The organism is Nocardia sp. MH4, from assembly GCF_019266065.1.
Taxonomy (GTDB): domain Bacteria; phylum Actinomycetota; class Actinomycetes; order Mycobacteriales; family Mycobacteriaceae; genus Nocardia; species Nocardia canadensis.
On sequence record NZ_LPNR01000087.1, the window covers coordinates 1 to 13,313 of the forward strand.

The window sequence follows — 13,313 nt, forward strand, 5'->3', positions numbered from 1 at the left end:
CCGCGCAGGGCGGTGCCCCGCGTCCCGGTGGTCCGCGCCCCAACCCGGGCTCGATGCCGCCGCGTCCCAACCCCGGTGCCATGCCCCAGCGCTCCGCGCGTCCGGGTCCGGCGGCCGGTGGCCGTCCGGGTCGTCCGGGCGGCGCTCCCGGTGGCGGCGCAGGTCGTCCCGGTGGCGGCGGTGGCGGCTACCGCGGTGGCGGTGGCGGTGCCCCCGGTGCAGGTCAGGGTGCCGGTGCACCCGCGGCCGGTGGTTTCCGTGGTCGTCCCGGTGGCGGCGGCGGTCGTCCCGGTGGTCCCGGTGGCCGTGGTGGCGCAGCGGGTGCGTTCGGTCGCCCCGGTGGCGCTCCGCGTCGTGGCCGTAAGTCGAAGCGGGCGAAGCGCGCCGAATACGAGAACATGCAGGCGCCCGCCGTCGGTGGCGTGCGGCTGCCCCGCGGCAACGGCGAGATCATCCGTCTTGCCCGCGGCGCGTCGCTGTCGGACTTCGCCGAGAAGATCGACGCGAACCCGGCTGCCCTCGTGCAGGCGCTGTTCAACCTCGGCGAGATGGTCACCGCGACCCAGTCGGTGAACGACGAGACCCTCGAGCTGCTCGGCAGCGAGATGAACTACGTCGTGCACGTCGTCAGCCCCGAGGACGAAGACCGCGAGCTGCTGGAATCGTTCGATCTCACCTACGGCGAGGACGCCGGCGGCGAGGACGACCTCGAGCAGCGTCCGCCGGTCGTGACCGTCATGGGTCACGTCGACCACGGTAAGACCCGACTGCTGGACACGATCCGTAAGGCCAACGTCCGTGAGGGCGAGGCCGGTGGCATCACCCAGCACATCGGTGCCTACCAGGTGCTGACCAACCTCAACGACGAAGAGCGCCTGATCACCTTCATCGACACCCCGGGTCACGAGGCGTTCACCGCCATGCGTGCCCGTGGTGCGAAGGCCACCGACATCGCGATCCTCGTGGTCGCGGCCGACGACGGCGTCATGCCGCAGACGGTGGAAGCGATCAACCACGCCCAGGCGGCCGACGTGCCGATCGTGGTGGCGGTCAACAAGATCGACAAGGAAGGCGCGAACCCGGACAAGATCCGGCAGCAGCTGACCGAGTACGGCCTGGTGACCGAGGAATACGGTGGCGACACCATGTTCGTCGACATCTCGGCCAAGCAGGGCACCAACATCGACGCGCTGCTCGAAGCGGTGCTGCTGACCGCGGACGCCTCGCTCGACCTGCGGGCCAACCCGGACATGGACGCCCAGGGTGTCGCCATCGAGGCGCACCTCGACCGCGGCCGTGGCCCGGTGGCCACCGTGCTCATCCAGCGCGGCACGCTGCGCGTCGGCGACTCGATCGTGGCGGGCGACGCCTACGGTCGCGTGCGCCGCATGGTCGACGAGCACGGCGACGACGTCGAGGCGGCCCTGCCGTCGCGGCCCGTCCAGGTCATCGGTTTCACCTCGGTGCCCGGCGCGGGCGACAACCTGCTCGTGGTCGACGAGGACCGGATCGCTCGCCAGATCGCCGACCGCCGCAATGCGCGCAAGCGCAACGCGCTGGCCGCGCGCAGCCGCAAGCGGATCAGCCTGGAAGATCTGGATGCCGCCCTGAAGGAGACTTCGGAGCTCAACCTGATCCTCAAGGGCGACAACTCCGGTACGGTCGAGGCCCTCGAAGAGGCCCTGCTCGGCATCGAGATCGACGACGAGGTGCGCCTGCGCGTCATCGACCGCGGTGTCGGTGGCGTCACCGAGACCAACGTCAACCTGGCGTCGGCCTCGAACGCGATCATCATCGGCTTCAACGTCCGTGCGGAGGGCAAGGCCACCGAGCTGGCCAACCGCGAGGGCGTCGACATCCGGTACTACTCGGTGATCTACCAGGCCATCGACGAGATCGAGAAGGCCCTCAAGGGCATGCTCAAGCCGATCTACGAAGAGGTCGAGCTGGGCCGGGCGGAGATCCGCGCGATCTTCCGTTCGTCGAAGGTCGGCAACATCGCCGGCTGCATGGTCCTGTCGGGTTCGGTCAAGCGCAACGCCAAGGCGCGCCTGATCCGTGACGGCCGGGTCGTCGCCGAGACGATGACCATCTCCTCGCTCAAGCGGGAGAAGGACGACGCCACCGAGGTCCGCGAAGGTTACGAGTGCGGTATGACCGTGACCTACAACGACATCAAGGACGGCGACATCATCGAGGCGTACGAGCTGCGCGAGAAGCCGCGCGACTGATCACGCACACCGTTCCACACGCCGCATCCGAAACCTCGGGTGCGGCGTGTGGTCATGCGGGCAATCCATCCATCTATCAGGAGGTGAGCACCGCTGTACATCGGTGCGCTCGAATTCGATCTACTGCTCGGTGACGTGCACTCGCTCAAGGAGAAGCGGTCGGTGATCCGGCCGATCCTCGCCGAGCTGCAGAAGCGCTTCGCCGTGAACGCCGCAGAGGCCGGCGACCAGGACTTACACCGCCGGGCACTGCTCGGGGTGGCCATGGTCAGCGCGGAAACGGCGCACCTGAACGAGGTGCTCGACAAATGTGAGCGGCACGTCGCCGCCCGTCCGGAGATAGAGTTGCTGGCAGTACGCCGCCGGATCTTCGGACCCGAAGACTAGAGGGAGGTATCGCCATGGTGGATCAAGCCAGGGCACGCCGACTCGCCAAGCGGATTTCCGCGATCGTGGCCACCGCGATCGAGTACGAGATCAAGGATCCGCGGCTGCGGTTCGTCACCGTCACCGATGCCAAGGTGACCGGCGATCTGCGCGAGGCAACGGTGTTCTACACGGTGATGGGCGAGACGCTCGACACCGAACCCGACTACGCGGCCGCCGCCGCCGGTCTGGACGCGGCCAAGGGCGTGCTCCGGTCCAAGGTGGGTGCGGGCACCGGGGTGAAGTTCACCCCGATCCTGTCGTTCACGCTGGACAAGGTGCCCGACGCGGCTCGCGAGATGGAGGAGTTGCTGGCCCGGGCTCGTGCCATCGACGACGAGGTCGCCAAGGTCGCGGCCAACGCCACGCACGCCGGTGAGGCCGACCCGTACAAGTCCGATCGCGACGACGACGGCGACGAGTAGCCCGGCATGAGCGGTCAGCGCCTGGAGGCGGTAGCTCGCGTGACCACGTCGGGCGCCCGCGCATGCCGAACGGGTACCGCATGACCGGCGCCCGTGACGCGACCGTGCCGGCCGCCGCCGTCGCCGCCCTGGCGACGGCGCGGTCGGTGACGGTGCTGTGTCACGTGCAGCCCGATGCCGACACCATCGGCAGCGGGCTGGCGCTGGCGCTGGCCCTGGAACGCAAGGGCGTGCCGGTGGTGGTGTCCTTCGCCGAACCCGCCGACCTGCCCGCCTCGCTGCGGACGCTGCCCGGCGGGCATCTGCTGGTGCCGCCCGCCGAGGTACCGCGCGAGGTCGACCTGCTGGTGGTCGTCGACTGCGGTGCGCGCAGCAGGCTCGGGGTGCTGGCCGACCGGCTGGCCGGAGCGACGACGACGCTGGTCATCGATCATCACCGGGCCAACGACGGATTCGGCACCGTCGACCTGATCGACGAGTCGGCGGCCTCGACCACGGAGCTGGTCACTCGCCTGCTCGACGCGTGGGGCATCCCGATCGACGCCCCCATCGCGCACTGCCTGTTCGCGGGGCTGGTGACCGATACCGGCTCGTTCCGCTGGGCCAGGACCGGCAGTCACGCCATGGCCGAGCGGCTGCTCGCCACCGGGATCGACGGCGCCGAGATCACCCGGGTGCTGCTCGACACCCACCCGTACGCGTGGCTGCCGATGCTGTCGAAGGTGCTGTCCACGGCGGTCGTCGTACCCTCGGCTGCCGGGGTGGGGCTGGTCTACGCGCTGGTGCGGGCCGCCGACACCCACGAGGTGGGCCCCGAAGAGGTGGAGAGCGTCATCGACGTCGTCCGCACCACCGCCGAGGCCGGGATCGCCGCCGTCTTCAAGGAGGCCCGCGGCCAGAACGACCGCTGGACCGTCTCGCTGCGCTCCCGTGATTCCGCGCCCGGCGCCGCCGACGGGGTGGATGTCGCCGCGATCGCGAGCGAGTTCGGCGGCGGTGGACATCGCTTCGCGGCCGGATACACCACCTACGGCAACGCCACCGACGTGGTGCAGGCGCTGGTCACCGTGCTCGGCTGAGCGCGGAACCGTCGCCGGGCGCGTGCTCCGGCCACATCGGGCGGGGCGGTCCGCTCGCGCGAGTTGCCCGGCCGACACCGCGCCGATCAGCCGACGGCGACGGGCTCGCGTCGCAGCCGCAGCACGAGCGGCACTCCCACCATCGTCGCGACGGCGCAGAGTCCGAACGCCGCCGCCGGCCGGTCGACGAGCAGGCCGGTGGCCCCGGCGACGACCAGGCCGCCGAGATTGCCGGTCATCCAGATGAGCCCGGCCGCGGTGCCTTCGGCGACTCCGGTGTGCCGCTCGGTCATGGTGAGCACGATCGGCAGCGCGGGCAGCAGGGTGAGGCCGATCAGCACGAAGGCCAGGAAACCGGTGGCGAGTCCGGGCGCGACGGCGACGAGCAGACAGGCGAGCGCACTGGCCGTGAGGCCCACCATGACCGCGGGCAGTTCGACGCCGCGCCGCAGCACGGTCACCGGCACCACCGCGCATCCGACGACCCCGGCCACGACATTGACCAGCAGCACGACGCTCGCCGCGTCGGCGCTCACCCCGGCCGGTTCGAGCAGTGCCTGACCGTAGGTGGCCAGCGCGACGAAGGTGCCGAACGGGAAGAAGACCGCCGCGCACAGCCGGCGGACATAGGGGTCGCGCAGCGTCACCCGCAGCGCGGCCAGCGGCTCACCCGCCGGACGCCTCGGCGCCGCGCCCGCCGCGACCGGTCCCGGCCGCAGGACCTCGACGGTGAGCAGCAGCGCGGCCACGCTGGCGAATCCCGCGCCCACGGCGGTCAGCGTCCACAGCTGGTGCTCGGCGGGCAAGATCGCGCCGAGTACGAAGGCCGCGGCCATCCCGGCGAAGGTGCTGGCGGTGCCGACCGCGATTCCGGTCGGACGGTCCTTCTCGGCGAGGTAGTGCCCGGCGACGCCGGTGATCGCGTTGAGCACCAGCGGCTGCGCGATGGCCACAATGGTCTGACCGAGCAGTGCCATGGCGAAGCTGTCGTGCAGCAACCGCAGGTCGGCGCCGATCGCGGTGAGCACAGCGCCCGCGATCAGGGCGGGCCGGAACCAGCGGTCGAGCAGGATGCCCGCCGGGATCGCCAGCACCACGTACAGCAGCGGGAACATGTTGGCCAGCCAGCCGACCGCCGACTCCGACACGCCGAAATGGTCCGCCGCCACCGTGGTGACGGGCGCGTAGTTGAGCCAGACGACCTGGGTCGCCGCGCCCACGAGGGCGAACGCCGTGATCACGCGCCACCGCTGTACAAACGCCATCGTTGCTGTCCTGAGAGATCGGGGCGAACCGGGAGGGTCGCGCAGCGTCCGCCCTGACTGGGCGAGTGACCAGTATTGCCCGAGGTGTCGGGCACCGCGACATTTACCAGGGAATTCCCCGGGGTCGTCCGGTTTCCGCCGCGCGGGTCCGGTTCGGGGCCCGTTCCGCCGGTGGCAGGGTGCTCGTGGCGGCGCCGGGTCGTGGCGTCCGGGTATGCGAGCATCGGTGTCGTGCGCCGGATCGGGCGCCGGCGACGGGGAGGCGGAGTCTGATGTCCACGGTTGGTCCGGACGCCGAGGTGGGGCCGCGACGGATTCTCGGGATCGCGTTGCCGACGCTCGGCGTGCTCGTGGCCGAACCGCTGTACCTGCTGTTCGACATGGCGATCGTCGGCAGGCTCGGGGCGCTGGCTTTGGCCGGGCTCGCGGTCGGCGGGGTCATCGTGGGGTCGGTCAGCACCCAGCTCACCTTCCTGTCGTACGGCACCACCGCGCGGGCGGCGCGCCGGCACGGCTCGGGAGACCGGGCGGGCGCGGTCGCGGAGGGCGTGCAGGCCAGCTGGGTGGGTGCGGCGATCGGTGTGCTCATCCTGGTGGTGGTGCAGCTGGTCGCCGGGCCGTTGTGCGCGGCGATCGCCGGTGGCGGCGAGATCGCCGACGAGGCGCTGCGCTGGGTGCGGATCGCCCTGTTCGGCGTGCCGCTGATCCTGCTGTCGATGGCGGGCAACGGCTGGATGCGGGGGATACAGGATGTGCGCCGCCCGCTGATGTTCGTGGTGGTGGGACTGGCACTGTCGGCCGTGCTGTGCCCGGTACTGGTGTACGGGCTGTTCGGGGCGCCGCGCCTGGAGCTGGCCGGGTCGGCGGTGGCCAATGTGGTCGGCCAGCTCGTGACCGGTGGTCTGTTCGGCTACGCGCTGCTGCGCGAACGGGTCCCGCTGCGCCCGCACCCCGCCGTGATGCGGGCCCAGCTGGTCCTCGGCCGCGATCTCATCGTGCGCAGCCTGTCGTTCCAGGCGTGCTTCATCTCCGCCGCCGCCGTCGCCGCCCGCTTCGGCGCCGCCTCGGTCGCCGCCCACCAGCTGGTCCTGCAACTGTGGAATTTCCTGGCGCTGACGCTGGATTCGCTGGCCATCGCCGCGCAGACGCTCGTCGGTGCGGCGCTCGGCGCGGGCAACGCGCGGGGCGCCGAGGGCATCGCCCGCCGGGTCACGGGCTGGTCGGAGATCTTCGCCCTGGTGCTGGCCGCCGTCTTCGCCGCCGGTGCGGGGGTGATCCCGCTGCTGTTCACCGACGACGCCCAGGTCCTCGAGCGCACGCACGTCATCTGGTGGTTCTTCGTCGCGATGATCCCGGTGGCAGGCGCGGTCTTCGCGCTCGACGGTGTCCTGCTCGGCGCGGGCGACGCCGCGTTCCTGCGCACCGCCACGCTGATCGCCGCCCTGATCGGTTTCCTGCCGCTGATCTGGCTGTCGCTGGTCTTCGACTGGGGTGTCGCGGGCATCTGGTCCGGCCTGGTCGCGTTCATGCTGCTACGCCTGCTGGCCGTCGTGGCCCGCGCCCGCTCCGGCCGCTGGGCACGCGTCGGCGCCGATATCCCGACCGGGGCCGCGTAGGACAGTGGCGCTCGTCACAGCGATGCCCCGGTCGGCGATGTCGCACTACCGTCGGGACGGAGGACTTCGAACCGATGATGGAGGCGAAGTAGTGCGTGGCGTGATGTCCAGGAGTATCGGTCTCCGATCGGCGGTCGTCGCCGCGGTCCTGGTTGCCGGGCTCGGAATCGGGGTTCCCGCAGCGCAAGCCGCACCTGATGGGGCCGGCGCGTTGCTCGGGCACATCGACCAGCCCGCGGGCTGGGGTGACTGGTCCCGCGCGGCGATCGTGGACTATCGCACCGAGGGGCCGACCGGCGGCCTGATCAACGGCGCCGGTCTCGTGCTGCTGCCGAACTCGCCGCCACCGGCCGGCGGCTATCCGGTCGTGGCCTGGGACCACGGCACCAGCGGTCTGGGTCCGCAGTGCGGCATCACGACGAACAAGGCGGTCCACGAGCGGCCGCTGCTGCAATCCTTCCTCGACCGCGGGTGGGCCGTGGTCGCGCCGGACTATCTCGGGCTGTCCGTCGGTTCCGACACCGTGCATCCGTACCTGCACACCCGCACCGAGGCGACGGCGACGATCGACCTGGTCCGGGCCGCCCGCGCGGCGGAGCCGGGACTGTCGGCGACCTGGGCGGTGGTCGGTGGCTCCCAGGGCGGCCACGCGGCGCTGGCCACCGGCAATCTCGCCGACGACTATGCCCCCGAGCTGGACTTCCGCGGCACCGTCGCGCTCGCGCCGGAATCCAATTTCGAGCAGATCCTGTCCCGGCTCGACCCGCGGGTGCCGAATCTGCCGATCGTGGACGAGCTGGTCGGCCCGTTCGCGGGCATCCTCGCCGGGCTGCGCGCCGCCCGCCCCGATCTGGATGTGAACGGCCTGCTCAGCTCGCGCGGCCGGGACGTCGTCGACGCGATCGCCACCAGCTGCGTCGACGATTTCGGCGCGGTGGTCGACGGCGCGTCGATCGGTGCGCTGCTGGCGCGCCCGGTGGATGCCGACGGCATCGGCGCGGCGCTGCGTGACTACATGGTGGTCCCCACGGTGGGCTACCGGCAGCCGATCCTGATCGTCCACGGCGCCGCCGACACGGTGGTCCCGTTGCCGATGACCTACACCCTGCTCGCGCAGATGCGCTCGGCGGGCACCGCCGTGGAGTTCGGCCAGTATCCGGGCGGGCATCCCGAGATCGACGCGCAGGCGCGGCCGCAGGTGCTGTCCTTCGTCGAGGGCCTGTTCCGCTCCTGAACTCGCGCATGTGCGGCAGTCCAAATCCGCGCTGCCGCGCCACGCCTCGTAGAACACGAACACGGCCGCATCGGCGCTGCTGGATCTGCTGGTCGCCGAGGGGCGCTGACGACCGCGTGATCGGATCGGGTGAACCCGCGCAGGCGCCGGTTCGCGGGTGTGCCACTGTGGACAGGTGATTCCGAAGTTGATGGCGGTCAGTGATGTGCACGTCGGGCATCAGGGCAACAAGCCGGTGGTGGAGCAGATCCATCCGGATTCGCCGGAGGACTGGCTGATCGTCGCCGGTGACGTCGGCGAGAAGGCCGACGAGGTCCGCTGGGCGCTGGAGCTGCTGCGCGGCCGGTTCGCGAAGGTCATCTGGGTGCCGGGCAACCACGAGCTCTGGACCACGCCCAAGGACCCGGTGCAGATGCACGGCGCCGCGCGCTACGACTACTTGGTCTCGATGTGCCGCGACCTCGACGTGGTGACCCCGGAGGATCCGTACCCGGTGTGGACCGGCTCGGGCGCCGAGCAGTACGGCGGCCGCGTGACCATCGCGCCGATGTTCCTGCTCTACGACTACTCCTGGTTGCCCGCGGGCACGACCACCAAGGCGCAGGGCCTGGCCGTCGCGCGGGAACGCAATGTCGTCGCCACCGACGAGTTCCTGCTGACCCCCGACCCGTACCTCACCCGCGACGCCTGGTGCCACGCGCGCGTGCAGTACACCCAGCGCCGCCTCGACGCGCTGGGCCCCGAGGCCCCGGTGGTGCTGGTCAACCACTTCCCGCTGGTCCGCCAGCCCACCGAGATCCTGTTCTACCCCGAGTTCTCGATGTGGTGCGGCACCGACCTCACCGCCGACTGGCACACCAGCTACAACGTGGTCTGCTCGGTGTACGGGCACCTGCACATCCCGCGCACCACCTACTACGACGGCGTGCGCTTCGAAGAGGTGTCGCTGGGCTACCCGCGCGAATGGAAACGGCGCGGCATGCCCGAGCCGCTGTTGCGCCAGATCCTGCCCGAGCCCGTCTACGCCGAGGGTGACCTCAACGCCTGGGGCGGCCACTTCAGCGTCACCCCGGAAATGGAAGCCGCCGCGGCCGAGATGCGCGCCAAGGCCGACCGCCGACGCGGCGTCTGACCACTACTAGGCTGGGACCCGATGATTGACAACATTCTGCCCTCGGGCGTGGCCGCCGCCGAGTTGCTGGCGTACCCGGAGGACCTGAAGGCGCACCCCGCCGAGGAACACCTCATCGCCAAGTCGGTCGAGAAGCGTCGGCGCGACTTCATCGGCGCCCGCCACTGCGCCCGCCTCGCGCTCGAGCAGCTGGGCGAGCCGCCGGTGGCCATCGGCAAGGGGGAGCGGGGCATGCCCCTGTTCCCGCGCGGTGTGGTCGGCAGCTTGACCCACTGCGACGGCTACCGCGCCGCGGCGATGGCGCACGCGCTGCGCTTCCGCTCGGTCGGCATCGACGCCGAACCGCACGGCGCGCTGCCCGAGGGCGTGCTCGAGTCGGTCAGTCTGCCCGCCGAACGGGACTGGCTGGCGACCGCGCCCGCCGACGGTCTGCACCTGGACCGCCTGCTGTTCTGCGCCAAGGAGGCCACCTACAAGGCATGGTTCCCGCTGACGCTGCGCTGGCTCGGTTTCGAGGACGCGCACATCAGTGTCGAGATCGATTCCCGCACCGCCGATTCCGGTACGGGCACCTTCCACACGCAGCTGCTCGTGCCCGGGACGACGAACGACGGCGGCGCCCCGCTGACCTCGTTCGACGGCCGCTGGATGATCGCCGACGGGCTGATCCTGACCGCGATCGCGCACGGCTGATGGCCGCGCGCACCCCCGCGGTCGACCAGCTCGGCGGCCTGGTCATCGTCGACAAGGACGGCGGCTGGACCAGCCACGATGTCGTCGCGCGCAGCCGGAAGCTGTTGCGCACCAAGAAGGTCGGGCACGCGGGCACGCTCGATCCGATGGCCACCGGCGTGCTCGTACTCGGTGTGGAGCGGGCGACCAAGCTGCTCGGCCAGCTGATCCTGACCACCAAGGCCTACACCGCGACCATCCGGCTCGGCCAGGCCACGATCACCGACGACGCCGAGGGCGAGGTCACCGCGACCACCCCGGCGCTGCACGTCACCGACGCCGAGATCGCGGCCGGTGTCGCGGCGCTGACCGGCGACATCGAACAGGTCCCGGCCACGGTGAGCGCCATCAAGGTCGACGGCGAGCGCGCCTACGCCCGCGCCCGCGCCGGGGAGGACGTGCAGCTCACGGCCCGTCCGGTGACGGTGTCGCGCTTCGAGGTGCTGGCCCGCCGCGATGTCGCGGACGGCGAATTCGTCGATCTGGACGTCGAAGTCGAGTGCTCCTCGGGCACCTACATCCGCGCCCTGGCCCGCGACCTCGGCGCCGCCCTCGGCGTCGGCGGCCATCTGACGGCGTTGCGTCGGACCAGAGTCGGCCCGTTCACCCTCGAACACGCTCGCACCCTGGAGCAACTGGCCGCCGCCGCGGCGGCCGAACAGCCCCTGCTCAGCCTCGACATCGACACCGCGGTCCGCACCGCGTTCCCGCACCGCGACATCGACGAGTCCCAGGCGAACGACCTGCGCAACGGCCGCTGGCTCGAGCCGATCGGGATCAAGGGCGTGTACGCGGCCATCGATCCGTCGGGCAAGGCCATCGCCTTGCTCGAGGAGAGCGGCAAGCGCGCGGCCTCGGTGATGGTGGTCCGTCCCCAGGGCATCGGCGACTGAGACGAAAGGTCGTGCGCCGCGTGGTGTTCGGCGGATTCCCGCGGGCCGATGTCTGCGTCGCCGGACATCGTCGTTCGCGCCTACGTAGAGTGGCGGTGACGGTCGGCGTACGGATGTCGCCGATCGCGGGGAAGGGTAGCGCGATGAGTACAGAGCCGGTCGACACGTTCACGCTGTGGGACCGCGACGGGGACGGGCTGGTGTCGGTGGACGACATCGCCGCCGGAATCCGTTCCGCCGGTATCGAGGTCGACCGCGCGGCGATCGAACGACTGGTCGCCGCCGCCGACACCGACGGCGACTTCCTGGTCTCTCGTGCCGAATTCGACGCCGCCGTGGTCGAGGGCCGTATCGAGGTGACCGACGCCGACGCGGCGTTCCGGGTCTTCGACGTCAACGGCGACGGCCGCATCTCGGTGAGCGAACTGGACGCACTGATCCGCCACGTCGGCGGCGGCCGCATCGAGGAACCGGCCGCGGACCTCCTCGCCGCGGCCGACCAGGACGGCGACGGCTACCTCTCGCTCGCGGAATTCCGTGTCCTGCTGGACTTCCTGTCCCGCTGAGCCACGCCGCCGTGGCGTCAGGGCCACTGGACGGTGGTTAACGCCACCGCCCTTCGTCGCGATAGCCAGGACGAATAGCTCTCGGCTACGGAGGGGTGGGCCATGGCTGCACGAGGGAAGACCTGGATCGGCGTCGTCGTCGGGGTGACGCTGCTGCTCGCGGGATGCGGCGGTGGTGGTGATCCGCAGGGGTCGGGGGCGTCGAGTTCGGTCCGGCCGAGTACGGCAACCAGCACCTCCCGGCCGCCGGTGATCATCCCGCCGAGCGCGGCACCGGTGACGAGCGCGCCGGTCGGTACCGCCACCGCGCCCACAGCCACCCGCACTACTCCGGCGCCGGTGCCCGGGACCGGGACGGTCGTCCTGCGCACGGCGACGCTGTCCGGTGTTCCGGTTCCCGGTGTCCCCGTGCGTCTTTCGCTTCAGCAGCCGTGCGACCCGGCCGGTCGCGACATCCCCGTCGGCGAGACCACCGAAACGCAACGCCAGGACGGTGTCACCGACGCCGCCGGCGTGGCCGTCTTCACCGCCGTGACGGGCTGCTACCACTTCGGGATGACGGCCCCGGCGGGCACCGATCCGGTTCCCGAGGGCATGCACTCGCTCTTCCTCGTCGACGCCGGCGCGACCGTCACCGGGAATCTGCGCTTCCAGGACACCGCACCGGCGCCCGCCTGCGCCGAAGCCACCGTCGAGACCGAACTCGGGGTCGACCGCGTGCCCGCCGCCACCATCTCCCACTGCGACGGCCGCTGGGCCGTCGTGTCCTGGAACAGCCCCGGCGACAACCAGCGCATCATCACCCGCGCCTCCGGGACCTGGACGACCTATGTCCGGTTCCCGCACGACACGTGCTGGGCCGAGGCCACCGCCGCCGGCGTCCCGGATACGCTGCGGTCCTACTTCAGCTGCTAGGCGGTCAGCCAGATAGCTTCGGCGGCAAGGGTGCCCAGTTCGGTCGGGGTGTCGGCGGCGGCGATGCGGACCGCGATGGTGCCGGCGAAATCGCGGCGCTCCTCGACCGCGATCACGGTGTCGAGGGCGATGCCGACCGAGTCGAAGTAGCGCAGCATGGCGGGGTCGGAGTCGGAGATGCGGGCGACGCGGCCGGATTCGCCCGCGGCGAAGTCGGACAGGCGCCGGGCCGGGGGCGTGGGGACCGCGCCGTCGACGGACGGGATGGGGTCGCCGTGCGGATCGCGATCGGGGTGGCCGAGTTTGGCGTCGATGCGCGACATCAGCAGTTCCGAGACCGCGTGCTCGAGCACCTCGGCCTCGTCGTGGACCTCGTCCCAGCCGTACCCGAGCTCGTTCACCAGGAACGTCTCGATCAGCCGGTGCCTGCGCACCATGGCGACGGCGGCGCGCCGGCCGTGCTCGGTGAGGGTGATCGAGCCATAGCGGGCGTGCTCGACCAGACCCTGATCGGAGAGCTTGCGGACCGCCTCGGACACCGTCGAGGCCGACACCCCGATCCGCTCGGCGAGCAGCTTGGTCGAGACCTTCTCCTGTGACCACTCCTGGGCGGTCCAGATGACTTTCAGATAGTCCTGCGCCACTGCGGACAATTCGGGCGCGAGCGTCGCGGTGGCAGCGAGTTCGGCCTGTTCACCGGGCGCTGTCGACGCTCGGCGGGTAGCGACATCTCGTTTACCTGGCACATCATTGATGTTAGGCATCCCTGGCCCGAATGACACATCGGCGGACCGGCACG

At 71.0% G+C, this 13,313-nt stretch carries 13 protein-coding genes; 11 read left to right on the plus strand and 2 right to left on the minus strand.

Annotated features, from left to right (window positions below):
• The 4 genes from infB to ATM97_RS10420 all read left to right on the plus strand — a co-directional run.
• A partial coding sequence (infB, locus tag ATM97_RS10405) for a translation initiation factor IF-2 (protein ID WP_218717762.1) occupies positions 1 to 2,231 on the plus strand: 2,231 nt, incomplete at its 5' end.
• Between the two features lie 93 nt (positions 2,232 to 2,324).
• Positions 2,325 to 2,618: a DUF503 domain-containing protein gene (locus tag ATM97_RS10410; RefSeq protein ID WP_218717795.1), complete on the plus strand. Its 294-nt coding sequence runs from the start codon at positions 2,325 to 2,327 to the stop codon at positions 2,616 to 2,618.
• A 14-nt stretch (positions 2,619 to 2,632) separates the two neighbouring features.
• Positions 2,633 to 3,082, plus strand: coding sequence for a 30S ribosome-binding factor RbfA (rbfA, locus tag ATM97_RS10415; RefSeq protein WP_218717763.1), 450 nt, complete (start codon positions 2,633 to 2,635; stop codon positions 3,080 to 3,082).
• 80 nt (positions 3,083 to 3,162) lie between these two features.
• Positions 3,163 to 4,161: a bifunctional oligoribonuclease/PAP phosphatase NrnA gene (locus ATM97_RS10420; RefSeq protein WP_305082651.1), complete on the plus strand. Its 999-nt coding sequence runs from the start codon at positions 3,163 to 3,165 to the stop codon at positions 4,159 to 4,161.
• An 86-nt stretch (positions 4,162 to 4,247) separates the two neighbouring features.
• Here the strand turns inward: ATM97_RS10420 and ATM97_RS10425 are convergent, their stop codons facing one another.
• Positions 4,248 to 5,426 carry an MFS transporter gene (locus ATM97_RS10425; protein WP_255587518.1) on the minus strand — a complete coding sequence of 393 codons (1,179 nt, stop codon included), beginning with the start codon at positions 5,424 to 5,426 and terminating at the stop codon, positions 4,248 to 4,250.
• 272 nt (positions 5,427 to 5,698) lie between these two features.
• Between ATM97_RS10425 and ATM97_RS10430 the strand changes: the two genes are divergently transcribed.
• From ATM97_RS10430 to ATM97_RS10460, 7 genes are all read left to right on the plus strand, one after another.
• Positions 5,699 to 7,042 carry an MATE family efflux transporter gene (locus ATM97_RS10430; RefSeq protein ID WP_218717765.1) on the plus strand — a complete coding sequence of 448 codons (1,344 nt, stop codon included), beginning with the start codon at positions 5,699 to 5,701 and terminating at the stop codon, positions 7,040 to 7,042.
• Between the two features lie 103 nt (positions 7,043 to 7,145).
• Positions 7,146 to 8,276 (plus strand): lipase family protein, encoded by a 1,131-nt coding sequence (locus ATM97_RS10435; protein WP_218717766.1) that lies wholly within the window; start codon positions 7,146 to 7,148, stop codon positions 8,274 to 8,276.
• Between the two features lie 175 nt (positions 8,277 to 8,451).
• Positions 8,452 to 9,408: a metallophosphoesterase gene (locus tag ATM97_RS10440; RefSeq protein WP_218717767.1), complete on the plus strand. Its 957-nt coding sequence runs from the start codon at positions 8,452 to 8,454 to the stop codon at positions 9,406 to 9,408.
• 21 nt (positions 9,409 to 9,429) lie between these two features.
• A complete protein-coding gene (gene npt / locus ATM97_RS10445; protein ID WP_218717768.1) occupies positions 9,430 to 10,101 on the plus strand; it encodes a 4'-phosphopantetheinyl transferase Npt in 672 nt (223 codons plus the stop codon).
• Positions 10,101 to 11,033: a tRNA pseudouridine(55) synthase TruB gene (gene truB / locus ATM97_RS10450; protein WP_218717769.1), complete on the plus strand. Its 933-nt coding sequence runs from the start codon at positions 10,101 to 10,103 to the stop codon at positions 11,031 to 11,033. Before npt ends, truB begins: the two co-directional genes overlap by 1 nt.
• 143 nt (positions 11,034 to 11,176) lie before the next feature.
• Positions 11,177 to 11,599 carry an EF-hand domain-containing protein gene (locus tag ATM97_RS10455; protein WP_218717770.1) on the plus strand — a complete coding sequence of 141 codons (423 nt, stop codon included), beginning with the start codon at positions 11,177 to 11,179 and terminating at the stop codon, positions 11,597 to 11,599.
• 102 nt (positions 11,600 to 11,701) lie between these two features.
• Positions 11,702 to 12,514: a hypothetical protein gene (locus tag ATM97_RS10460; protein ID WP_218717771.1), complete on the plus strand. Its 813-nt coding sequence runs from the start codon at positions 11,702 to 11,704 to the stop codon at positions 12,512 to 12,514.
• Here the strand turns inward: ATM97_RS10460 and ATM97_RS10465 are convergent.
• A complete protein-coding gene (locus ATM97_RS10465; RefSeq protein ID WP_255587519.1) occupies positions 12,511 to 13,278 on the minus strand; it encodes a metal-dependent transcriptional regulator in 768 nt (255 codons plus the stop codon). The genes ATM97_RS10460 and ATM97_RS10465 overlap by 4 nt on opposite strands.
• Between the last annotated feature and the right edge of the window lie 35 nt (positions 13,279 to 13,313).

Coding starts and splice junctions, on each gene's coding strand:
- ATM97_RS10430 (WP_218717765.1), top strand. CDS start 5,699: ATGTCCACGGTTGGTCCGGACGCCGAGGTGGGGCCGCGACGGATTCTC.
- ATM97_RS10425 (WP_255587518.1), bottom strand. CDS start 5,426: ATGGCGTTTGTACAGCGGTGGCGCGTGATCACGGCGTTCGCCCTCGTG.
- rbfA (WP_218717763.1), top strand. CDS start 2,633: ATGGTGGATCAAGCCAGGGCACGCCGACTCGCCAAGCGGATTTCCGCG.
- ATM97_RS10420 (WP_305082651.1), top strand. CDS start 3,163: ATGACCGGCGCCCGTGACGCGACCGTGCCGGCCGCCGCCGTCGCCGCC.
- ATM97_RS10455 (WP_218717770.1), top strand. CDS start 11,177: ATGAGTACAGAGCCGGTCGACACGTTCACGCTGTGGGACCGCGACGGG.
- npt (WP_218717768.1), top strand. CDS start 9,430: ATGATTGACAACATTCTGCCCTCGGGCGTGGCCGCCGCCGAGTTGCTG.
- ATM97_RS10435 (WP_218717766.1), top strand. CDS start 7,146: ATGTCCAGGAGTATCGGTCTCCGATCGGCGGTCGTCGCCGCGGTCCTG.
- truB (WP_218717769.1), top strand. CDS start 10,101: ATGGCCGCGCGCACCCCCGCGGTCGACCAGCTCGGCGGCCTGGTCATC.
- ATM97_RS10465 (WP_255587519.1), bottom strand. CDS start 13,278: ATGCCTAACATCAATGATGTGCCAGGTAAACGAGATGTCGCTACCCGC.
- ATM97_RS10460 (WP_218717771.1), top strand. CDS start 11,702: ATGGCTGCACGAGGGAAGACCTGGATCGGCGTCGTCGTCGGGGTGACG.